General features: G+C 61.6%; 13 protein-coding genes and 3 pseudogenes. 11 read left to right on the plus strand and 5 right to left on the minus strand.

The window, feature by feature from the left end:
* Positions 1-60 precede the first annotated feature (60 nt).
* On the plus strand, positions 61-4,884 hold the full coding sequence (locus tag ACFLEY_RS38260) for an NAD-glutamate dehydrogenase (RefSeq protein WP_211433664.1): 4,824 nt from the start codon (positions 61-63) through the stop codon (positions 4,882-4,884).
* A 13-nt stretch (positions 4,885-4,897) separates the two neighbouring features.
* On the plus strand, positions 4,898-5,218 hold the full coding sequence (locus tag ACFLEY_RS38265) for a hypothetical protein (RefSeq protein WP_038966087.1): 321 nt from the start codon (positions 4,898-4,900) through the stop codon (positions 5,216-5,218).
* A gap of 174 nt (positions 5,219-5,392) precedes the next feature.
* Here the strand turns inward: ACFLEY_RS38265 and ACFLEY_RS38270 are convergent, their stop codons facing one another.
* Positions 5,393-6,295, minus strand: a complete 903-nt coding sequence (locus tag ACFLEY_RS38270) for a hypothetical protein (protein ID WP_060908972.1) — start codon at positions 6,293-6,295, stop codon at positions 5,393-5,395.
* A gap of 132 nt (positions 6,296-6,427) precedes the next feature.
* On the opposite strand from ACFLEY_RS38270, the pseudogene ACFLEY_RS38275 reads away from it, so the two are divergent.
* The 3 genes and pseudogenes from ACFLEY_RS38275 to ACFLEY_RS38285 all read left to right on the plus strand — a co-directional run.
* Positions 6,428-6,675, plus strand: a pseudogene (locus ACFLEY_RS38275) (transposase); the annotation flags it as partial.
* A 225-nt stretch (positions 6,676-6,900) separates the two neighbouring features.
* Positions 6,901-8,643: pseudogene (locus ACFLEY_RS38280) on the plus strand (ethylbenzene dehydrogenase-related protein).
* 147 nt (positions 8,644-8,790) lie between these two features.
* Positions 8,791-9,801 (plus strand): 2Fe-2S iron-sulfur cluster-binding protein, encoded by a 1,011-nt coding sequence (locus ACFLEY_RS38285; protein WP_028175477.1) that lies wholly within the window; start codon positions 8,791-8,793, stop codon positions 9,799-9,801.
* Positions 9,802-9,831: 30 nt separating this feature from the next.
* On the opposite strand, the gene ACFLEY_RS38290 is transcribed toward ACFLEY_RS38285, so the two are convergent.
* On the minus strand, positions 9,832-10,635 hold the full coding sequence (locus tag ACFLEY_RS38290; RefSeq protein WP_060908973.1) for a substrate-binding domain-containing protein: 804 nt from the start codon (positions 10,633-10,635) through the stop codon (positions 9,832-9,834).
* 488 nt (positions 10,636-11,123) lie between these two features.
* On the opposite strand from ACFLEY_RS38290, the gene ACFLEY_RS38295 reads away from it, so the two are divergent.
* The 5 genes from ACFLEY_RS38295 (at position 11,124) to ACFLEY_RS38315 (ending at position 15,232) form a co-directional block, all read left to right on the plus strand.
* Complete coding sequence (locus ACFLEY_RS38295; protein ID WP_060908974.1) at positions 11,124-11,921, plus strand: hypothetical protein; 798 nt, start codon at positions 11,124-11,126, stop codon at positions 11,919-11,921.
* Positions 11,922-12,615: 694 nt separating this feature from the next.
* Positions 12,616-13,680, plus strand: coding sequence for an IS630-like element ISRj1 family transposase (locus ACFLEY_RS38300; RefSeq protein ID WP_026192128.1), 1,065 nt, complete (start codon positions 12,616-12,618; stop codon positions 13,678-13,680).
* 48 nt (positions 13,681-13,728) lie between these two features.
* Positions 13,729-14,088 carry a hypothetical protein gene (locus ACFLEY_RS38305; protein ID WP_396604372.1) on the plus strand — a complete coding sequence of 120 codons (360 nt, stop codon included), beginning with the start codon at positions 13,729-13,731 and terminating at the stop codon, positions 14,086-14,088.
* Positions 14,088-14,663: a hypothetical protein gene (locus ACFLEY_RS38310; RefSeq protein WP_396604373.1), complete on the plus strand. Its 576-nt coding sequence runs from the start codon at positions 14,088-14,090 to the stop codon at positions 14,661-14,663. The genes ACFLEY_RS38305 and ACFLEY_RS38310 overlap by 1 nt, the downstream gene beginning before the upstream one ends.
* A gap of 170 nt (positions 14,664-14,833) precedes the next feature.
* Positions 14,834-15,232, plus strand: coding sequence for an HK97 family phage prohead protease (locus ACFLEY_RS38315; protein WP_082755503.1), 399 nt, complete (start codon positions 14,834-14,836; stop codon positions 15,230-15,232).
* A 702-nt stretch (positions 15,233-15,934) separates the two neighbouring features.
* On the opposite strand, the gene ACFLEY_RS38320 is transcribed toward ACFLEY_RS38315, so the two are convergent.
* A protein-coding gene (locus ACFLEY_RS38320) for an IS5 family transposase (RefSeq protein ID WP_110115998.1) occupies positions 15,935-16,695 on the minus strand; the annotation gives its coding sequence in 2 pieces (ribosomal slippage) (positions 15,935-16,356 and positions 16,356-16,695; 762 coding nt in all).
* A gap of 108 nt (positions 16,696-16,803) precedes the next feature.
* Here ACFLEY_RS38320 and ACFLEY_RS38325 point away from each other — a divergent pair.
* Positions 16,804-17,868, plus strand: coding sequence for an IS630-like element ISRj1 family transposase (locus tag ACFLEY_RS38325; protein WP_026192128.1), 1,065 nt, complete (start codon positions 16,804-16,806; stop codon positions 17,866-17,868).
* Here the strand turns inward: ACFLEY_RS38325 and ACFLEY_RS38330 are convergent.
* Complete coding sequence (locus ACFLEY_RS38330) at positions 17,855-18,517, minus strand: hypothetical protein (RefSeq protein WP_211434611.1); 663 nt, start codon at positions 18,515-18,517, stop codon at positions 17,855-17,857. The genes ACFLEY_RS38325 and ACFLEY_RS38330 overlap by 14 nt on opposite strands.
* 1,140 nt (positions 18,518-19,657) lie before the next feature.
* Positions 19,658-20,970 (minus strand): annotated as a pseudogene (locus ACFLEY_RS38335) (IS256 family transposase).
* Between the last annotated feature and the right edge of the window lie 39 nt (positions 20,971-21,009).

The raw sequence follows: 21,009 nt of genomic DNA on the forward strand, positions 1-21,009 counted from the left end.
CGCGAAGAGACGCACTCCAAAAACAACGCCTGACCGCACTTGCGGTTCGTCGGCCGGGATATGGAGGACGCTATGGCATGGCGCGACGACAAGGCCCGGGCAACTCTGATCCACGACGCGGCGCAAAGCGTGCAGCCGGGCAAGGCGCCCCGGACCTTTGCCGAGCTTCTGTTCGGCTACACCAATAGCGAGGATCTCGCCAACTACGATGCCTCCTCGCTTGCCCTCCTGGCGGAGCAAGCCTGGGAGCACGTGCAGCGGCGCACGGCCGGTCGTGCCGATATCCGCATCGTCAATCCGATGATGCCGGATGGGCGCGAGATTTCCGTGCTCGAAATTCTCAACGACAACATGCCCTTCCTGTTCGATTCCACTATGGCGGAAATCGCCGAGCAGGGCATCGAAGTCACCCTCGTCGCTCATCCCATCATCGCGGTGGAGCGCGATGACCAGGGCAAGCTGCTGCACTTCTACGGTGAAGCCCTCCCGGAGGGAGCAAAGGGCGCGCGAGAGAGCCTGATTCACCTCCACATCACCCGCCTGGACGCCGACGCCGACCGCGACAGGCTGATTGACGGCCTCACCAGGACGTTGAGCGACGTGCGCGCCTGCGTCGTCGACTGGCGCGCCATGCGCGACCGGGTCGAGGACGCGATCAAGACTTTCTCGTCCAATCCGCCGCCGCTGCCGATCGACGAGGTCGCCGAGGCCAACCAGTTCCTGCAATGGCTATGCGCCGACAATTTCACCTTTCTCGGCGTGCGCGAATATCGCTTCTCGCCCGACAGCGATGGGTCGGACGACATCACGACCGCCGAGGGCCTCGGCATCCTGCGCGATCCCGATGCGAAGGTCCTGCGCCGCGGCAACGAAATGGTGGTGATGACATCGGAAATTCGCGAGTTCATGCGCGAGCCGACCCTGCTGATCGTCATCAAGGCCAATGTGAACAGCCGGGTTCATCGCCGCATCCGGATGGATTATGTCGGCATCAAGCTCTATGCGCCCGACGGCCGGTTCGAGGGCGAATTGCGTGTCGTCGGCCTGTTCACCTCGGGCGCGTATACGCGCTCGGCACGACAGATCCCCTATATCCGCCACAAGGTGACACGGGTGCTCCAGCGCGCCGGCTTCGACCCGAACAGCCATTCGGGCAAGGCCTTGATGCATATGCTCGAGGAATATCCGCGCGACGAGCTATTCCAGGTCGATGTCGACACCCTCTTCAATTTCGTCATGGAGATTTTGATCCTCTATGAGCGCCCCCGCGTCCGGGCGCTGGCCCGGGTCGACAAGTTCGATCGCTTCGTCTCCATCCTGGTCTTCATTCCACGCGACAAATACGACACCGACGTGCGCACGCGCGTCGCCAACTTCCTGGCGCAGGCCTACCGGGGGACGCTGTCGGCCTCCTACGTATCCTTCCCCGAAGGAGCATTGGCGCGCGTCCACTACATCATCGGACGTTATGAAGGTAAGACTCCCGCCGTCGAGCGCGCCGCGCTGGAAGCCGGGATCAGCGCCATTGCCGCGACCTGGGCCGACAAGCTGAAGGCCGCGCTGGCTGCGTCGACCGATGGCATGCGGGCGCGCATGCTCGCCAATCGCTATGCCCAGGCCTTTACCGGCGGCTATACCGAGGTGTCCAGGGCGGAACAGGCGATCGCCGATATCGCCACCATCGAGAAGCTCACCCCGGCCCGCCCGGTGACGATTTCGGTTCACCGCTTCGAGGAGGACGATCCCAGGCGCTTCGGCCTGAAGGTGTTCTCGGATGCCGCGCCGCTGTCGCTGTCCTATCGCGTGCCGGTGATCGAAAATCACGGCCTGCGCGTGGTCGACGAACGCACCTATCAGATCGTGCCCGGCAACAGGCCCGAGCCGGTATGGCTGCACGACATGACGATCGAGACCAGCGACGGCCAGCCGATCGAGATCAACCGGGAATTCAGCCATCGCCTGGAAGCCTCAATCATGGCGGTGGTCACCGATCGCGCCGAATCCGACGGATACAACGCCCTGATCCTGCGCACGGCCCTGGGCTGGCGGGAAGTCTCGACCATCCGGGCGCTGTCGCGCTATTTGCACCAGATCCGCGCTCCGTTCACCCAGGACTATATGTGGGAGACCTTGCGCAAGAACGCCGCGATCACAGCCAACCTCGTCGCGCTGTTCCAGGCCCGCCGCGATCCGCGCCTCGTCCTGACCGATCGCGAGCGTTCGGCGCGCGAGACAACTCTGCTTGCCGAGATCGAGGAGCAGCTCAAATCCGTCGCCTCGCTCGATGAAGACCGCATCCTGCGCCGCTTCACCAATCTGGTGCAGTCGACCATCCGCACCAATTTATGGCAGGTCGGCCGGGACGGACATCCGCGTCCGGTGATCTCCTTCAAGTTCGACGCGCGCAAGATCGAGGACCTGCCCCCTCCCCGACCACTCTATGAGATTTTTGTCTATTCAACCCGCGTCGAAGGCATTCACCTGCGCTTCGGCAAGGTTGCGCGCGGTGGCTTGCGCTGGTCCGATCGGCCGCAGGATTTCCGCACCGAGATCCTCGGCCTGGTGAAAGCGCAGCAGGTCAAGAACGCCGTGATCGTGCCGGTCGGCGCCAAGGGCGGCTTCGTGCCCAAGCGGCTGCCGCCGCCCTCCGATCGCGAGGCGTGGCTCGCGGAGGGCACCGAAGCCTATCGCATCTTCGTTCGCTCGCTGCTCGAACTCACCGACAATCTCGACGGCGACGTCGTCGTGCCGCCCGACTTGACCGTGCGGCATGACGGCGACGACCCCTACCTCGTCGTCGCCGCCGACAAGGGCACCGCCACCTTCTCCGACATCGCCAATGCGATTTCGGCCGAGAAGAACCATTGGCTCGGCGATGCCTTCGCCTCCGGCGGCAGCCAGGGCTACGACCACAAGAAGATGGGGATCACGGCGCGCGGCGCCTGGGAAGCGGTCAAGCGCCACTTCCGCGAGCTCGGCACCGACATTCAGACCATGCCTTTCACCGTGATCGGCATCGGCGACATGTCCGGCGACGTTTTCGGCAATGGCATGCTGCTCTCGCCGGCGACAAAGCTCGTGGCGGCATTCGATCACCGCGACATCTTCATCGATCCCTCGCCTGATCCCTCGATCAGCTTCGCCGAACGCAAGCGCCTGTTCGACCTGCCGCGATCGAGCTGGCAGGACTACAACAAGACGCTGATCTCGCAGGGCGGCGGCGTGTTCTCGCGCACGCTCAAGGCGATCCCACTGGCACCGGAAGTGCGCACCCTGCTCGATCTCGACAAGGAGCAGGCCACACCGTTCGAGGTGATGACGGCGATCCTGAAGGCGCGCGCGGACTTGCTGTGGTTCGGCGGCATCGGCACCTACATCCGGGCGTCGGCGGAGAGCGACGATCAGGCCGGCGACCGCGCCAATGATCCGATCCGCATCACCGGGACCGAGGTTCGCGCCAGGGTGATCGGCGAAGGCGCCAATCTCGGCGTCACCCAGCGCGGCCGCATCGAAGCGGCGCAGACGGGCGTCAAGCTCAACACCGACGCGATCGACAATTCCGCCGGCGTGAATACCTCCGACGTCGAGGTCAACATCAAGATTGCATTGGCGCGCCCCGAGCGCGAGGGACGCCTCAGCCCGGCTGACCGCAACACCCTGCTCGCCGCGATGACCGATGAAGTCGGCACGCTGGTGCTGCGCAACAACTACCTCCAGACGCTGGCGCTCTCGCTTGCCGAACGCAAGGGCGTGGCCGAGACCGGCTTCCTCACCCGCCTGATGCAGTCGCTCGAGCAGCGTCACCTGCTCAGCCGTGCCGTGGAATTCCTGCCCGACGATGCAGCGATCGCCGAGCGCACGAGGCGCGGCCAGGCCCTGACACGGCCGGAGCTCGCCGTATTGCTCGCCTACGCCAAGCTGACACTCTACGAAGACCTGCTCCTCACCGGCGTGCCGGATGATCCTTATCTCGCCCGCAGACTGTCACTGTATTTTCCGCGCGAGGTTCTCGAGAAATTCCCGACCGCGGTCGAGCACCATCGCCTCCGACGCGAGATCATCGCGACCAGTCTCGTCAATGCCGTGATCAACCGCGGGGGCCCGGCCTGCATCGTGCGCCTGACCGACGAGACCGACGCCGATATCTCGACCATCGTCATGGCGCAGGTGGCGGTGGACGCGATCTACGAGCTCAGGCGACTCAACGACGCGATCGACGCGCTCGACACACGTATCGACGGGCAGTTGCAGCTCAGCCTCTACGCGACGATCCAGGATCTCCTGCTCTCCCGCATGGTCTGGTATGTGCGCAATGTCGATTTCAAGGATGGGCTGAGCGCGATCAACGCCCGGTTTGGCCCTGCCGTCCGCGAGATCGCAGCCTCCCTCGACGACGCCCTGCCGCCGGACCTGCAAGCCGCGCGCGGCAAGCGCCGGCAGGAGCTGACCGATGCCGGCGTCCCGACCGGCCTCGCCGGCGAATTGGCGGACCTCGACGCCCTGGTCTCGGCGCCTGACATCGTGACGGTCGCCGAGCGCACCAGCCGCAGCATCCGCGATGCCACTGCGACGTTCTTTGCCACTGAGGCCAATTTCCGTCTCGACCGCATCATCGCCGCCGCGCGCAGCGTGCCGGTCAGCGATCATTTCGAACGCCTGGCCATCGACCGCGCCGTCGAACTGATCGCGGCGGCCGAAAGACGCCTGACCGCGGATATGCTGGCAACCGGCCAATCCGGCCAGCAGGCTGTGGAGACCTGGCTTGCGGCTCATCCCGAGGCGACGCGCATCCGCCGCGCGGTCGAGGAGATTGCCGCCGGCGGCCTGACGCTCGCCAAGCTGATGGTCGCGGCCAACTTGTTGGGGGACCTTGTCAAAGCCTAGAGGGAGGAATCCAATGATTCACGCCACGTGCCATACCGCCGACAATGTCCGCTGTATCGAGTTCGATGCCACACCGTGGTTCAACGAGGCTGATGCTCCGAGCATCATCGATTTGGCTCGACGAGGATGGACCAGCACGGCGATTGCAGAATCCCTCGAGCACCGACGTGGATACGAAGGCTTGCACGACCTCGTTGAGTATGCGGCGAAGCGACTGCAATCGGAATCCCTGGAGGACCCGACCTGGGAAACCTTCGAGTGCGTCGTCGATGGACCCGAGGCCGTCGCCTGGCTCGAGAAAAACCGGCCCAACGTTGTGGCAAGGATCCCGTAGGCCAAGGCAAGCGCAGCAAAGGCCACAATTGGTTGGCGGCATCGCGAACGAAGCGGAAATGGCGCGCCACGGCCAGTTCTTAAATGCACTATCACCTAATGACGTAATGCCGGATTCGTCGTCTAACGCTCTATCCGGCCGAGCCACGGGCGCCGGTGCTGTCGCGCGGCGCCGTTACAGTTTTCCATAGACTCGCCCGGCGACCGCCTTCAGGCGCTCGACCGAGCCGGACTCCGGATGCGGCTTGACCGGCGCGAACAGGATCGAAGCCTGCCTGCCGTTCTTCCAGACATAGATGTTGACGGCGTTGCCGTTGCCCTTGGTGCAGGAATGCTCGCCGAACGCTTCACTGCCGAGCTCGGGTATCGCCACGTGTTGGCACGGGCCCGCGCGCTTCATCATGCTGATGACGGTGTCGCGCGAGATCGCGATCATCGCGACGGTCATGGTGTTGGCCTCGCGATCGAACATCATGCAGCTGCCCGCGCCGGTCCGCTGGACCGTCAGCGTGCCCTTGTCGAGAAACCCGTCGGCATCCGCGGCCGTGAGCCACTCGCAATTGCCGAACCGCTCGCTGCTCTTGCTGACGTTGCCGATGGCAACGCGCGCGGCTTCCGTGATCGGCCCGAGCAGCGCATCGTCGGCACGCCGGCCGATCGGATAGACGCTGATCTGCAGGATGTAGTCGCCGGACAAGGCGACGACCGAGGCCTCCTGGCGCTGCGCGCCGGCGGCGCTCGTGCCGCCCTGGCCTTCCTCGCCGATCCCGGCGACTGCGTTCAGCGGCATGCGCTCGCCGAGCGTCTTGACGAAGGTCGCGTACAATTCCCTGGCGCGGTCCTTGTCGGGATTGCGGAACACGGTCAACATCATCGTGTCACCGCGCCCGGCCTGGTAGAGGCAGCCGCGACCGTCCTGATTTGAAATCAGCGACCATTTGAGCGCCGGCATCGCACGGGCGAGCTCCTGGGCGCTGATGAACGGGCAGGTTTCGGCCGCGCGCACGGGAGCGACCGGAACGGCTGCGATTGCAAGGAACAGGACGAGGCAGGAGGACAGACGATCGATAGGACGCATGGGACAACTTACCACCGCAAATGGCCCGCCATTCAGAACAAACCGCGATCTCGTATATAATTGAAATTGTTATACAAATTCAAGCGGCTGGGAGGATCGGCTCACCGAAGGCTACCTACGTCCCCCAACGGTTTCCGCCGAGTTTATGATGGACGTGGTTTAGCGATCCGCCGCCTTAGCTTCTTCGGCGACCACGCCCATCTCGCCAAATCTCAATGCCTCGCAGCCTTTCTGGCGCCACTGCGCAAGCGGAGTGGGTCGTCCACGCAAAGCGGCCGTTCGGCGGGCCCGAGGCCATGCTCGCCGATCTGTCGCGCTACACCCACCGCGTTGCCATCGCCAACAGCCGCCTGATCGCCTTCGACCAGCAGGGTGTCACCGAGGGGGAGCAAAACTGCCCACCAGCAGAAACCTCGTGGTGCTCACGCCTTCTCGAATGTCCAAGGGACGGCCGACCGGGGACGAATTGTCGCGAAACGAGCAATCTCGCCAGACTTGATAACTTGCTTATGATATCGCGGAGATAGCTTGTTCGCAGCTGTCCGCTTTTCTGGGAGAAAGCGGGCGCTGTAGCTCTGCCGATTTACCGTGGGTAGGCTTTATCAATGGACAATGTCACCGCTCGAACGAACGCCGACGCCTTGACCAAGAGAAGCCTCGCTCAAACAAAGACTGGCGAAAGCCCGCCACGCACGGATGTCGGGACGATAACGCTCCATTGGGCGACCGCGCTCGCGTTCGTCGTAAGCCTCGTTACCGGCATACGCATCGCAGCGGACGCGCTGCGCGCCCCCTTCTCGAAATGGCTCGCTCCGGTCCTGCCGCAGGGCGAGATCTTTTCCTGGCACTTCCTCGCGGGACTCGCCGTCTTCTTCTGCGGGACGGCCTACGTCGCCTACCTCGCGCGCAGCGGCCTCGTCGAGCGCAACAGCCCCAAGAAGACGCGGATCCTCGCGATGCGCGCTCCGGCTCGCCTCAAATGGGGAGCCGTCAACATCATCCTGCACCGGTTCGTCTATGCGCTCGTGATCTTCCTCACGGGGACGGGCGTGATGATGTATCTCGGCTATGGCGGCTGGTTGGCCTATCTCCACTCGACCGCCGCCTTCGTCGCGCTCGTCTATATCTTCGCGCATGTCGTCGCGCATTTTCTCTATGCCGGCTGGCAGCAGATTTTCCGCGTGTTTCGGCCGGCGCCGCTCGCGATCACGAAGGCCGTGCGGCCGAGGCCTCTTCTCGTCGCCGCTGCAATCGGGGTGGCAGTCGCGTGCGGCGTCGCCGGGCTCGACTGGGCGACGCGCGATACGCTCGTCGTCGCGCGGGTGAGCGACGCGCCCAAGCTGGACGGCGCCATGGGCGATCCCGCCTGGTCGCGCGCGCGCCCCGTCTTCATCCGCACGCAGCAGGGTGCCAATCTCGGCGGATCGGGCGAATCGCTCGTGGAGGTGCGCGCCCTGCACGACGGGCAGAAGATCTATTTCGCCTTCCGCTGGGAGGATCCCACGCGCTCCCTGCGCCGCATTCCGATCATCAAGAAAGAGGACGGCTGGCACGTCCTCGACGAGCGTGCGGGCCTGCAAGACGCCGTCGACTTCTACGAGGATAAACTGGCGGTCATTTTCTCGGATAATCCATCGCTCGGCGGCGCAGGCGCGACGGATCTGGGCGCCAATCCGCTGCCCGGCAAGCCGATGCCGATCAACGGCCGGGGCTTCCACTACACGACGGATGCCAGCTACATAGACATGTGGCAGTGGAAGGCGTCGCGCGGGGGCATGCTCGGGCGTGTCGACAGCCAATATATCGGCCCGCCCTACGCCCCGACCTTGGACGAGCAAAATTACGATGCCCGCTACCAAGGCGGCTATTGGAACAAGCCTGGTCGCGCTCTTTATTCGTATAACTTCAAGTTCATCCACAGGAACGACAAGGGGCCCGTCACGGTTCTGCGGCTTCCCAAGGATTGGAAGGCGCAGGTCGCAGCCCTCAGCAAATTCGATCTTAATCCCGACAGCAGCGACGACGAGAACGGCCGCTAGTACATGTTCGACGGGGAGAGCGAACCCTACACTCCAGAGGCCGACGCGAGGATTCCCGTTGGCACGATCCTGCCCGGCGTGATTATTGCCGGCGACAACGAAGGAGAGCGGGCCAATGTCACCGGGGTTTCAAAATGGAGCAACGGACATTGGACGCTCGAGCTGACGCGCAACATGAAAAGCGATGGCAGATATGACAAAGCCTTCGTGCCAGCCCACGATCTCTACATGTGGGTCGCTGTCTTCGACCATGCACAGACGCGGCATGCGAGCCATAACCGCCCGGTGCGTGTCGTCACGCAGAACTAGGCGTCTCATGGGGAGCGATGTGCTCGACCGGAGGCCACTACGGCGCGGCTGCGCTGAAGCATCGCTTCGCCCTCAACCGCGCATCGCATTCCGGCGCGGCGAGCAGCGGCCTGCTCGCAGAAATTCGCGACGCCCAGAGGCCTCGCGATGAAGACTCATTGTCGGCTCGTCCTCAACGGCAAGCTCGTCGAAGCCCGCGCCGGCGAAAGCCTGATCGACGCGGCGCTCGGCGGCTCGATCCTCATTCCACACGACTGCAGATCGGGACAATGTCAGAGCTGCCGGGTGACGGTCGTTTCGGGCTCGGTCGATGACGGCGGCTCGGGCCATGGCCGCACTGTGCTCGCCTGCCAGGCCGCGGTCGCAGGCGATGCGGAGATCGAATTCGAAGAATTGCCGCTACCGATGAAGCGGGCGTGCGCCGTTACCGAGATCAACGAGCTCTCGCCAGAGATCGCCGAAGTCGTGCTGACGACCTCAGCGCCGCTCGAGTTTCGGCCGGGCCAATATGTGCGCGTCAAGTTTTCCGGCTATCCTGCGCGCGAGTTCAGCCCGACCTTCAGACTCGATGGCTCCTTCAAGCAAGTCGAACTCGTCTTCCACATCCGGCGCCTGCCTGACGGCACGGTGTCGGGGCAGATCGGCAAGGCCATCAGGCCCGGCCATGCGGCACATGTGCAAGGCCCCTTCGGACAGGCCTATCTACGACAGGGCCAGGGGCCGCTGGTGCTGGTCGCCGGCGGAGCAGGCTGGGCCCCGATCTGGGCGCTGGCCCGCTCGGCGCGCTCGACCCAGCGCAACCGCGAGATGGCGGTCGTCGCCGGCAGCCGGGATGCCGATAACCTCTATATGCTTCCCTCGTTGCAGTGGCTGATCGACGACGGTGTCCGCGACGTCATTGCGACGACGGAGGTCGGATCTACCCTACCGATCAGGCCTGGGCGCCCATCGCACTACCTGCCCCTGCTCGGGCTGGAGGATACGGTCTACGTCGCCGGCCCCGTTGGTCTCGTCGATATCGTGAAGAACAAGGCACGCTCGGCCAATGCGCAATGCTACGCCGATCCTTTCCTGCCGAGCTCTCAAACCCCATCGCTGATGGACAAGATCACCCGTCTATGGCGAAGCCGGGAGCAGCCTCATCGCCCCGGTCTGTGAGCCGATGCCGAGCTTAGCAGCGCCGGCGGCTCACGGCTTGACGGGCAGACTACCGAGGCTGGTGATGACGTCGGCCGCCTTCTGGGTATCGGCAAAGCGTAGAAAGGCCAAGGCGTCCGGATCCTGCAACGTGCTTAAATAGATCAGCGCCAGCACCGCGCTCGAGGGATAATCCGCGTCGGTCGGATAGTGGCCGTTCACGCGAAGCACTGTGAGCCCCTGTTCCAACGGCCGCGAGAAGGGGCCGAAGCCGATCGCGCCTTGAACATCGCGAACCGTCTCGATCGCTTCCTGTGTGGTCGTCGCCGTCTTCGATTTCTCGGTGATCTCGAGATCATGCCAGCCGGGCATGCTGGCCCGTAGCACGGTGAGAGTGCTGTCCTGGTCCTCGCGCCGCACGACGCGGATGCGCATATCGGCGCCGCCAAGCTCCTTCCAATTCGCGAGGCGGCCCGAATAGATCGCAACGAGCTGATCGCTTGTGACGGCACTCACTCCACAGCCGGGATGGACGATGAAAGCCGAGGGCAGGCGGGCGATCTCCTTGTAGACGATGCCGGACGCCGCTTCGGCGTCGGTCAGGCGGCGTGCGACGCGCCCTAAGATCGCCTTGCCGGACCCCACGGCCGCGATGCCTCCGCCAGAACCGATGCTCGGCGGGACCTCGATCTGTGGCGATCCTTCCTGCTGCATGAAGCTCGCGGCGATGACGCGCAGGACATCGATGCCGTCTCCGGTCCCGACGATGTCGAGCCTGCGTGTTTCGGCGCTAGCGGCATTCACCCCCGCAAGGCAGAGGCCCAAAATTGCCGCCGTTATCCTCGAAAATGCCATGGCAAACCCCTTCGAAGCACGAGGTGCGCAATCTGGCAAAGAAACCTAAACCATCTGTTGTCGCAACGCCGTGCCTTTTGGAATCATCCGTGGCGGACAGAAAGTGAAAAGCACAAAATCTGACGGTTTAAAAAAACCATTTGCTAATTAACCGGCCACAAATAGACGATCAAATTGACGATTTTGGGTATTCCACTCGCCTAAGGTTGGTGCCTGGAAGGGGCCTCAATGAGCGACATTGACCGGCCCCCATAAGTTCAGGGTGCTGGCGGTGGTGGCGACTGACCCGGATATGGCAGAGGCATCGAGGGCGCCGCCCCGCTGGCGTCGTTGGGCCGTTCCGTCCGGGATTCCGAGTTTCCCCTCGTCTATCGCCATGCGCCTTGTTGCCGTCGTGCTCGCGACCGGCGTCCTCGGGCTCGGCCTCATCGGCGGCTTGACGGCGCTACGCCTGCAGCAGCAACTGAGGCATCAGGCTGGGGCACTGGGTGAACTCTCAGAAGACCGACGAAATGGTGCGGCTTGCCGCAAAAAACGCGATCCGCGCCCGCGGTGGCTATGGCCCTATCACTGCCGCTGAGCTTGATACGCCGATGCGGGCACGCTTGCGCCTCGATGCTCGCGGCCAGGTCACGCAATGGCTAGGTGGCGACAACCGTTGGCACGACGCTGCGGAGTTGTTCCGACAGGTGAAGGGCGGGCGCCGCAAGTCCGATGAGGAGCGGGAGGCGGACAATCAGCGGCACCTTTCCATTATCGGTAGTGGTGGGTTTCCTGTGGCGTCGACATATCGCGAGCGGGGCAGCGAGGGCGAGGACTATCGACGGATGCGCGGGGCCCATTGGGCGCAAAGCCTATGTGCCTGCAATGACAACCGCCGGGTGGAGATAGATCGCGCCGGGCTGGGCTCTCGCGCGACGTTTGCCGCGGCTCGCAGCAATGCCGGCCTGGCGCCTGCCGAACGGTGCCCGACCGGCATCGCCCGTGGCACTGAGTTCATGGGTTATCGCCAGCACCGCAACGTCACCGCGACACCCGGCAGCTTCGTCGGCCCTGCCAGCGGACCCGAGGACGCCCTTATCGCCGCCCTGGACGCGCCGAAGATCAGAGCGAACCTTGGCGAACACTTTCCGGTGCTGGAGGATTCTCTCGACGGCCTAACCGCACGCGAGATTGCCGCTGCAAACGGCTGGGGCAATGGCAAGGCCGAAGAGCGCAGGGCAGTCAAGGCGCAGGATCTGGCCTTGGCGGCGGTGGCCTCGCTGGAGAAAAAGCTAGCGGCCTAGCAATGAAACCATGGTCCAGCCTCATTTGAGGCTGGAATCGCCGATCAATACCTACCTCGCTATAGCAGGGGAACGGCGAGACGGTGGCGAACGAGCGGCGATGCAATGTCCGTGCGGAGCAGATCTTGGTTGACGGTGCTCCCATGCGCTGCAAGGTCCGCCACCTCACGGCTTCTTCGGCAGTCGTCCAAACTCCGGACGCACCATTCGCCGCCTTCGGTCTGCACATTCCGAGCCTGGAACTCGATTTCAATTGCTCGGTCGTGTGGCGGGACGGGCGCCGGCTCGGTGTGACTTTTTTTGAACTAACCGCCAACAGGTAGAGGCGTCCCCGCCCTGAACTCGGACCGTATTGAGTTGTAGGTGTTGCTGAACATCTCGACGTGACGCGCACTTCGGCGCCGGCCTAAACCGGCGTCCTTTTTTCCGGCCTTGAGCCGTGAGGCCGCCTGTCGGCTTTTTATTTAGCCCACCAATCGCAATTCCCAATCCTGAAAGGATGATAGGGCCACCACGGCCACACTCAATCGCGTGCTCGACGCAATCGAGACACATATCGGCTTTCCGCGAAGCCGCACCAACGGCATCAGCCGGCGGCTACAGGAGGCCGGACAGCTTCCCGTTGGCGCGCCGGGCGTTGCCCCAGAACTAGTACCCACTTTTCTTGGAACGTGAGTCGTGATTCAAGGTCGGGATGATACCCGAAGCAAGAGAAGTCCACCTTTCGAGGAAAGATCGCAAGGTGCTTGAGGCGTGCTGTCGCTCACCGGTGACGTTGCAGCGCGATTTGAAGCGGGCGCGGATAGTTCTGTTGGCGGCGGATGGGCGCAGCACCCGGTCGATCGCCAAGGAAGTTGGGGTCCAGCCGCGGATTGTCAGCCTTTGGCGGCATCGCTATGCCGACCATGGCCTTGAAGGGCTGCAAGACAAGCCGCGGCCTGGCAAGCAGCCGATCTATACGAAGACGACCGACAAGCGGATTCTGAAGCTGCTGGATAAGCCGCCACCGCAAGGGTTTGCGCGCTGGACCGGCCCCCTGCTGGCCGAGGCGCTGGGCGATGTCGATGTCCAATATGTCTGGCGGTTCCTGCGCAGCCACAAGATTGACCTGGTGGCTCGCAAGTCCTGGTGCGAGAGCAACGACCCGAACTTTACGGCCAAAGCCGCCGATGTTGTCGGCCTCTATGTCGCGCCGCCGGCGAAGGCCATTGTGCTGTGCGTGGACGAGAAGCCCTCGATCCAGGCTTTGGAGCGAGCGCAGGGTTATCTGAAGTTGCCCAATGGCCGCGCCTTGACCGGCCAAAGCCACGATTACAAGCGGCATGGCACCACAACATTGTTTGCGGCGCTCGAAGTCGCCACCGGAAAGATCATCGCGACCCATTCAAAACGCCGGCGCCGCGTCGAGTTTCTCGATTTCATGAACAGCGTCACCGCGGCTTTTCCGAACCGCAAGCTTCACGTCATCCTCGACAACCTCAACACCCATAAAAAGAACGAGGACTGGCTCAAGGCCCACCCCAACGTGCAATTTCATTTCACGCCGACAAGTGCGTCATGGCTCAATCAGGTCGAAGTATGGTTTTCCATCTTGCAGGGGCAGTCGCTCAGCGGCACCTCCTTCACGAGCCTCAAGCAGCTTCAGGAACACATCGATGCCTACGTCAACGCATACAACGACAGAGCCGAGCCCTTCGTCTGGACCAAGAAAAAGGTCCGTCAACGCCGTTTCAAAGGCCGCCGTATCACTCAGCTCTGATTCCGGGTACTAGGGCAGCGCGACGTCTGCACTCTACTGTCAACGCTGATGTCGGCGCCGAAACTTCATGAAGCCGTGGACCATGCTCGCGCCTATAGCGCAATGACTCCCGGCGGTGCGATGCTCTCGGCCGATGCTCCGGACTCTATCCCGCGATCGGCGCTGGAGTACCTGGAAGTGAAATCCGAGATCGCTATCGGCGGGGCGTCCGACGCCGTCGAGGACGTTCGCGGCCACCGCTTTGAGTTCGTCCACGGCTGGCGCGAGCTATCGGTACATACGCCAGAAGGCATCGTAATTCGTTTCGTGTTGCCCGGCACGCTCGCTTCTCACCAACAGGCACCGCATCGCATCGCTGGCCTGGTGAAGGGTGAGGCGTTCGTGAATTTGATGAAGGATTTGTTTTGATGGCATTGCTTAAGAAGAAAGACACGGCAGAATACCGCATTCCGTCACTGGCGGAAGCAAGCCCGGAATTTGCCGCCCTGGTACAGAAGAGGGCCGATCTTCACGCGCTGCAATCCAAAGTCAACGGCGAATTGCGCGATGTACAGAAGCAGATCGACGCGGCCGGTGATAAAGGCCCGCGCGTTTCGCCGCGCATAGCTGAATTGTTGGGCGATGAGGCCGACAGCGCCCCGATGTTGGGCAAGCAGGCGACGGATATTCGCGCAAAGCTGGCCGACGTCGAGATCGCTATTGAAATCGTTGGACGTAGGTTGAGCGATGCGAAAACTCCGGCGAGCCAGGCTGTCTGTCAGATCGCCAAGCCGGAATACGCGCGGCGTGTTGCTGCCGTCGCGAAAGCTCTTGATGTGCTGGCGTCGGCACGCGCGGATTATGATGATTTGCGTAACCAGTTCGAGGCCGAGGACGTCGCCTGGACGTCGCTGACCCCACTCTCGCTTGGATTCCTCGGAGACCCGCGTGACGGGCAGATTCCGCGATTTGTGCGCGAAGCCAGGGAGGCGGGGTATGTTTGATAATCGCGCCCTTGAGAAGACAGATGCAAACTCCGCTCGCCCCAAACGTCGCCGCCTCGTCAAGTTGCCTGGCGAGAAGCGACATGTTGAGCGGTCTGACTCTGCGATTTACTTTGCGCGAAAGCTTGAGATCGACAAGCGTGGGCGACGAATGAAAGCGGCTTCTCGCAATGGGTGAGCAAGCTATCACCGGCTACGCGATCTCGTGGAATCAGCCCGCGATCATTGCGGGTGCCTTCGAGGAGCGCTTCGCGCGCGGCGCTTTTGACTCACACCTCCAGGAAGACCCAGACGTGGCAGCGCTGTGGGCGCACGACGTCTCACGGCCGCTGGCCCGTGTCGGCAACGGCACCCTCAAGTTCCGTTCCGACAATGTCGGGCTTTACTACTCGATCATTCCGAACGCCGAATCTCCGCTCGGGCAGGAAGCGATTGCAATCGTTGGGACCGACACCGTTAATGAGGTTTCCGTTTCATTTTCGCCTGAAATCGAAGAGTGGGACGATACGGGTGACCTGCCTCGACGGCTGATAACTCGTTTAATGCCGAGGAGGCTCAGGCAGTGCTAGGCATACTCGACAGCTTGAAACCCAACCTCGGGCCGAAGGAGGCGCGGAAGATCGCTGCACGCATACGCGCTCTTCTAGGAGAGCCGCGTGTGTGCCAACCGGTTCGGGTGGCATGCCTGTGAGACTTTCGCCAGCGCGCCCGCGCTGCTTGCGGTGTGCGGGTTAGTCATAAAAGGCACTGGGTGCGCTCGCGATAGCTGGCGAAAGGGTGACGGACTGTCTTGCTTCAATCACGACCGACAGGCTGCCAGGACTCCAAGTCAGTCTCCGAAAGAGAGACCCCAGCACGGGCAGCATGCTGGGGCGAGACGTTGGGCTGACGTGAGCCAGAAATCGAGCCACGACTCGATCATTATGACCGTGTAAATGTAGAGCAGCATCACGCACCGCTCAAAATCGCAGCGCATGACAGTAATCGGCGGTAGGATCTTCGTTCGCGCTTTGAGGTGCAATCCGAGCACACGCGAGAAAACGGCAGTTGCCAATCGCGCATAAGAAAATCTCACATCCTGAAAAACGACCAAGTTACTATCGCAACCAAAGGCTGTCCACCGGAAAGAGACAGCTTCGCTCTCCGTAAATGTCCGGTGGTTGGCTAGGTGCGAGAGGTTTTACATCAAGCGACGTAAGGAGATTTGGGAGCAGCTGAGTAACCATGAACGAGACAAAACTCGACTTGTATGCGCGGATTAGGGTCCAGACTCAATTGAGCCAATATGCGACGAGAGCGGCGAGATGAACAGCGGCCAAAAAATTACGGGCGAGCTTGTCATATCGCGTGGCGATGCGCCGGAAGTCCTTGAGCCTGCAAAAGCAGCGTTCGATGACATTTCGTCCTTTGTAGGCGCGTTTGTTGAAGCGATGGATGACGACACGGTTAGATTTATTGGGGATTACGGGCTTGGCGCCACGACGAATGATTTCGCCGCGAAGCTTGTCGCCATCATACCCTTTGTCGGCGAGGAGCACGCTCATGGGTGGCGCGAGCGCCAGGACATCGGGAGCCGCAGCGATATCGGCATCCTGGCCTGGAGTCAGATGCAGGACGACCGGCCGGCAGAGCGGATCGCTCAGCGCATGGATTTTTGTCGTGCGGCCTCCGCGCGAGCGGCCGATTGCTTGATTGTGCTCCCCCCTTTTCCGCCGGAGGCACACCGGTGAGCTTTAATCGAGGTCGAGTCGAGCGACAGTACGACGCCGTCTTCGCCAGGCTTGGCCAGCGCTTCGAAGATTGCGCACCATCGTCCTCGCTTGGCCCAGCGATTGAAGCGATTGTAGATCGTCGTGTAAGGGCCGTATTCACGTGGACAATCACGCCATCGTGCACCCGATTGCAGCATGTGAATGATGCCGCTGACGATGCGTCGGTCGTCGTCCCGATCCGGCCCCGTCAGTCCCCTCGGCAGATGCGGTTCGATACGCGCCCATTGCCTGTCGTTCAGCCAAAACAAACCAGCGCGCATTCTCTCGCCCCCGAATCAACACGTAGGCAAGAGAATCACGTGGCGCTATTTAGGTACAGACCCTAGTACCCACTTTTCTTGGAACGTGAGTCGTGATTCAAGGTCGGGATGATACCCGAAGCAAGAGAAGTCCACCTTTCGAGGAAAGATCGCAAGGTGCTTGAGGCGTGCTGTCGCTCACCGGTGACGTTGCAGCGCGATTTGAAGCGGGCGCGGATAGTTCTGTTGGCGGCGGATGGGCGCAGCACCCGGTCGATCGCCAAGGAAGTTGGGGTCCAGCCGCGGATTGTCAGCCTTTGGCGGCATCGCTATGCCGACCATGGCCTTGAAGGGCTGCAAGACAAGCCGCGGCCTGGCAAGCAGCCGATCTATACGAAGACGACCGACAAGCGGATTCTGAAGCTGCTGGATAAGCCGCCACCGCAAGGGTTTGCGCGCTGGACCGGCCCCCTGCTGGCCGAGGCGCTGGGCGATGTCGATGTCCAATATGTCTGGCGGTTCCTGCGCAGCCACAAGATTGACCTGGTGGCTCGCAAGTCCTGGTGCGAGAGCAACGACCCGAACTTTACGGCCAAAGCCGCCGATGTTGTCGGCCTCTATGTCGCGCCGCCGGCGAAGGCCATTGTGCTGTGCGTGGACGAGAAGCCCTCGATCCAGGCTTTGGAGCGAGCGCAGGGTTATCTGAAGTTGCCCAATGGCCGCGCCTTGACCGGCCAAAGCCACGATTACAAGCGGCATGGCACCACAACATTGTTTGCGGCGCTCGAAGTCGCCACCGGAAAGATCATCGCGACCCATTCAAAACGCCGGCGCCGCGTCGAGTTTCTCGATTTCATGAACAGCGTCACCGCGGCTTTTCCGAACCGCAAGCTTCACGTCATCCTCGACAACCTCAACACCCATAAAAAGAACGAGGACTGGCTCAAGGCCCACCCCAACGTGCAATTTCATTTCACGCCGACAAGTGCGTCATGGCTCAATCAGGTCGAAGTATGGTTTTCCATCTTGCAGGGGCAGTCGCTCAGCGGCACCTCCTTCACGAGCCTCAAGCAGCTTCAGGAACACATCGATGCCTACGTCAACGCATACAACGACAGAGCCGAGCCCTTCGTCTGGACCAAGAAAAAGGTCCGTCAACGCCGTTTCAAAGGCCGCCGTATCACTCAGCTCTGATTCCGGGTACTAGTTCGAGGATCTGAGATTTCACGTCGGCTGGCAGGCTGCCCTGTGCGAGCGTGGCTTCGAATTCCGCCTCTTGATCTACCAGTTTGTCGCCGTACCTGTCTTCGGCGCGCAAAATGAAATCCTTTTCATGCCGGCGCATCATTAACATCAAGATCGTGAGCCGTGGCTGGTTCAGCTCAGCCAGCCGCTGCTCCACGCTGTGAACGGCCCTGCGCAGCTTGCCTTGGAAACCGTCATCTTCATTGAAGCCAAGGTTGCGTTGGCACGCGACGACGTTGTGAAAGCGCGTTTCATAGAGATTGATGACCGTGCGCATGGAGGTCGCCTCCTTCAGCGGATCATCGCCGGACAACGCTGCCGCAAACGTCTCGACGCTACTCAGGTCCGCGAGCTGCCGCTCATATTTCTCGTCATGGCTCTTGATCGACACTTCACTGGGTTTGCGCAGGAAGTCGCTTGCAATTTGACGCGACTGCAGAAATCCCTGTGACAATGATGTGACGCGGATTCTGAATCGGTTGGCATCGCTCGATTCGTTTTGAACGATACTTGCGTAGTTCAGAGCAGCGGCGCAGATTGCCCCGGTAACAAGCACACCGGAAATCCCAAGCAGCGCCATTTGGCCGCGCAATCCCATGCGGATACCTCTTGATCGACCGCCGCTCCTCGTCCCAACTTTGCTCATGTTGTCCCTTAATGAGTGCTCGCTTCAGCGCGGTATCGGTCAGCGCGGCTCGAGGCGTTTATCGATATGAGCCAACCGGGCGTTGACCTGCTTTTTTGGGTCGGTGACGAGCGGGCAATTAGTCTGGATTGATTTCGAAATTCTGAACCAGCCATCACGGGTGGTGACCGCGGTGGATGGCCAACGATCTCGCCAGCGATCGTAATCGGAAGATAGCTGCGATCAGTTGCCTTTCTCTGCATAAAAACTGCGAGCGAGACGCTGCAATCGACGCCAAACGTCGCGCAGTTAGTTATGCGCGCGAGTAGAGAAGAAGGATTGCCTAACTTCTCTTACGAGCTTGGGCTTCTTGGTGAGCGATCGATCTCTTCGTCTCCCCGCTCCTTCAGTTACCCCTCGTGTGTTCTCCCAGGCTTGGCTGAGGGCAAGTTCGGGCGGCATTTCCTTTGTCCAGCAAAATGCGCTCCTTCATATGGTTCGGCTTGAACAAATTAAGCACGCACGAAGCAGCGGGACTGATTGAAGCCAACGTGCCTTCGAGGCGTTCAACCGCCATGGAAGGCGAACGGCAATAAGAGGCGTCTCGATCTTGCGTCAAACGCCGTCGGCTGGGTTGTCTTGTGGTTCTCGTTCGCGTCAGCGCGATTGTCTTCCACGTCCTGAAAATACATCGTTTCAACAATCCTATCCGATTTTTCCCCTTACTGTCGTAACGGATAGGTTCAACAGTTTCGTCCAAAGAGCAGGCGGACTGTTGAAATGAAAGATCCTAAAAGCGGCCGGGAACCTTTGCCGGTTACGTTTATTTCATTTGTTGCGTCTATTTTGACTGTTGCGTTCGCTTCGAATGGTGCCCACATAGCTCCCATTAGAATCACCGTGACCATGCCAGCCTACGCCCAGGAGCTAGGGGCAGACCGGCTGCCTTCCGCGAACGAGAAGGCGGCGGCCAACCAGCTTCGTCAGATACTCGCGTCGCAAGTTAACGGCGACGTCAAGCTGCGCGTGCTCAAGGACGAGCAGAAGAAGCCTACTGAGATCACACTGTCTCCAGGTTATCGGAGCTATGCGGGATTTTGGGTGACGAGGCGATCAGGCGGCGTGGTTTTCCGGCACTTGGATGACCTCGATGCCGTATTCGAATCTGACACCTGCGCTGACCTTCGGCAACTGATTTGTGCCTTTCAGCCGCCGCCAGGTCTTTGATGCGGCGCAGAGCAGCTTGAACACCATCAACTTGGCAGTCGTTGACGATAACGAACCTTTCGTGCGCACCGTTCTGTGCCGGACCGTCGCGAACACGCTTTCGATGGGATTCGTCGTCCGCAAGTGGTCCCAATGCTCGGCGGGGAATTCGTAGAACGCAAGCATTGCGTCGCGATCTTTCGTCAGGCACTCGACCGTCGTACTTCGCTCCGTATTTCTCGGCAAAGACATCGATCGCCACTTCGGCCGAAGCTCGGTTGGACGCCAAATAGACCTCGCGCAGATCCTTCTTCATGCTGGCCTGTACCGACACTGCGACTTTGTTCAAGATATTCGCGGTTTTGTGCACCCAGCACCGCTGATGTCGCGTGGCGGGAAAGACCTCGTCGAGCGCCTTCCAGAAGCCGAGCGCGCCGTCACCGACGGCGATTTCCGGGGCGATCTTCAGCCCACGGGTTTTCGCCTCGACGAGCAGTTCGTGCCAGCTCTGCGTGCTCTCGCGCACGCCGACCTGGAAGCCGATGAGTTCCTTCTTGCCTTCCGGCGTCGCGCCGATCAGCACCAGCATGCATTCGCTGTGGTCTTCCATGCGAGCCTGCAGGAAGACGCCGTCCGCCCACACGTATACGTACCGGCGCGCCGACAGATCGCGCTTCTGCCAACGCTCGTACTCGAGCTGCCACTCCGTCGTCAGTCTGGAAACCACCGCCGGAGAAAGATTCGGCGCATCCTTGCCCAAGAGCGCCGCCAGCGCCTCCTGGAAGTCGCCCGTCGAGATGCCTCGCAGGTACAGAACCGGCAAAAGTGCATCCAAGCTCTTCGTGCGCCGTGCCCACAACGGCAGGATCGCCGAGGTGAAGCGGATCCGCTCGCCATCGCTGGTCACCGCGCGATCGCGACTCTTTACCCGGGCGACTTCGACGGCGCCGATCCCCGTCTGGATCGTCCGCACTGGACCATGGCCGTGCCGCACGAGGCGGTCGCGGCCATCGGGAAGCTTCAAGCCCTTCATCGCGGCGAGAAACGCCTCGGCTTCCATCTCGACAGCCTGCGCAAGCAGCTGCCGAGCACCAGATCGCAAAATATTCGTCAGTGGATCGTCGATCTCATCGGGCTGACGCAGTGGGACAATGTTGCTATGCTCGTTCATGGCGTATCGCTCTCCTTGAGGTTCTGGCAGGCTCGACACCCGCCTCGATACGCCGCCTATCTCATTCCGTCATCACCCAGTTTCCCGC

This window comes from Bradyrhizobium sp. YCK136 (assembly GCF_044570075.1).
Taxonomy (GTDB): domain Bacteria; phylum Pseudomonadota; class Alphaproteobacteria; order Rhizobiales; family Xanthobacteraceae; genus Bradyrhizobium; species Bradyrhizobium diazoefficiens.

What these genes read in the sequence shown, in the direction of transcription:
- ACFLEY_RS38260 (WP_211433664.1), top strand. Translation starts at nt 61, where the DNA reads ATGGAGGACGCTATGGCATGGCGCGACGACAAGGCCCGGGCAACTCTG.
- ACFLEY_RS38265 (WP_038966087.1), top strand. Translation starts at nt 4,898, where the DNA reads ATGATTCACGCCACGTGCCATACCGCCGACAATGTCCGCTGTATCGAG.
- ACFLEY_RS38270 (WP_060908972.1), bottom strand. Translation starts at nt 6,295, where the DNA reads ATGCGTCCTATCGATCGTCTGTCCTCCTGCCTCGTCCTGTTCCTTGCA.
- ACFLEY_RS38285 (WP_028175477.1), top strand. Translation starts at nt 8,791, where the DNA reads ATGAAGACTCATTGTCGGCTCGTCCTCAACGGCAAGCTCGTCGAAGCC.
- ACFLEY_RS38290 (WP_060908973.1), bottom strand. Translation starts at nt 10,635, where the DNA reads ATGGCATTTTCGAGGATAACGGCGGCAATTTTGGGCCTCTGCCTTGCG.
- ACFLEY_RS38300 (WP_026192128.1), top strand. Translation starts at nt 12,616, where the DNA reads ATGATACCCGAAGCAAGAGAAGTCCACCTTTCGAGGAAAGATCGCAAG.
- ACFLEY_RS38305 (WP_396604372.1), top strand. Translation starts at nt 13,729, where the DNA reads ATGTCGGCGCCGAAACTTCATGAAGCCGTGGACCATGCTCGCGCCTAT.
- ACFLEY_RS38310 (WP_396604373.1), top strand. Translation starts at nt 14,088, where the DNA reads ATGGCATTGCTTAAGAAGAAAGACACGGCAGAATACCGCATTCCGTCA.
- ACFLEY_RS38315 (WP_082755503.1), top strand. Translation starts at nt 14,834, where the DNA reads ATGGGTGAGCAAGCTATCACCGGCTACGCGATCTCGTGGAATCAGCCC.
- ACFLEY_RS38325 (WP_026192128.1), top strand. Translation starts at nt 16,804, where the DNA reads ATGATACCCGAAGCAAGAGAAGTCCACCTTTCGAGGAAAGATCGCAAG.
- ACFLEY_RS38330 (WP_211434611.1), bottom strand. Translation starts at nt 18,517, where the DNA reads ATGGGATTGCGCGGCCAAATGGCGCTGCTTGGGATTTCCGGTGTGCTT.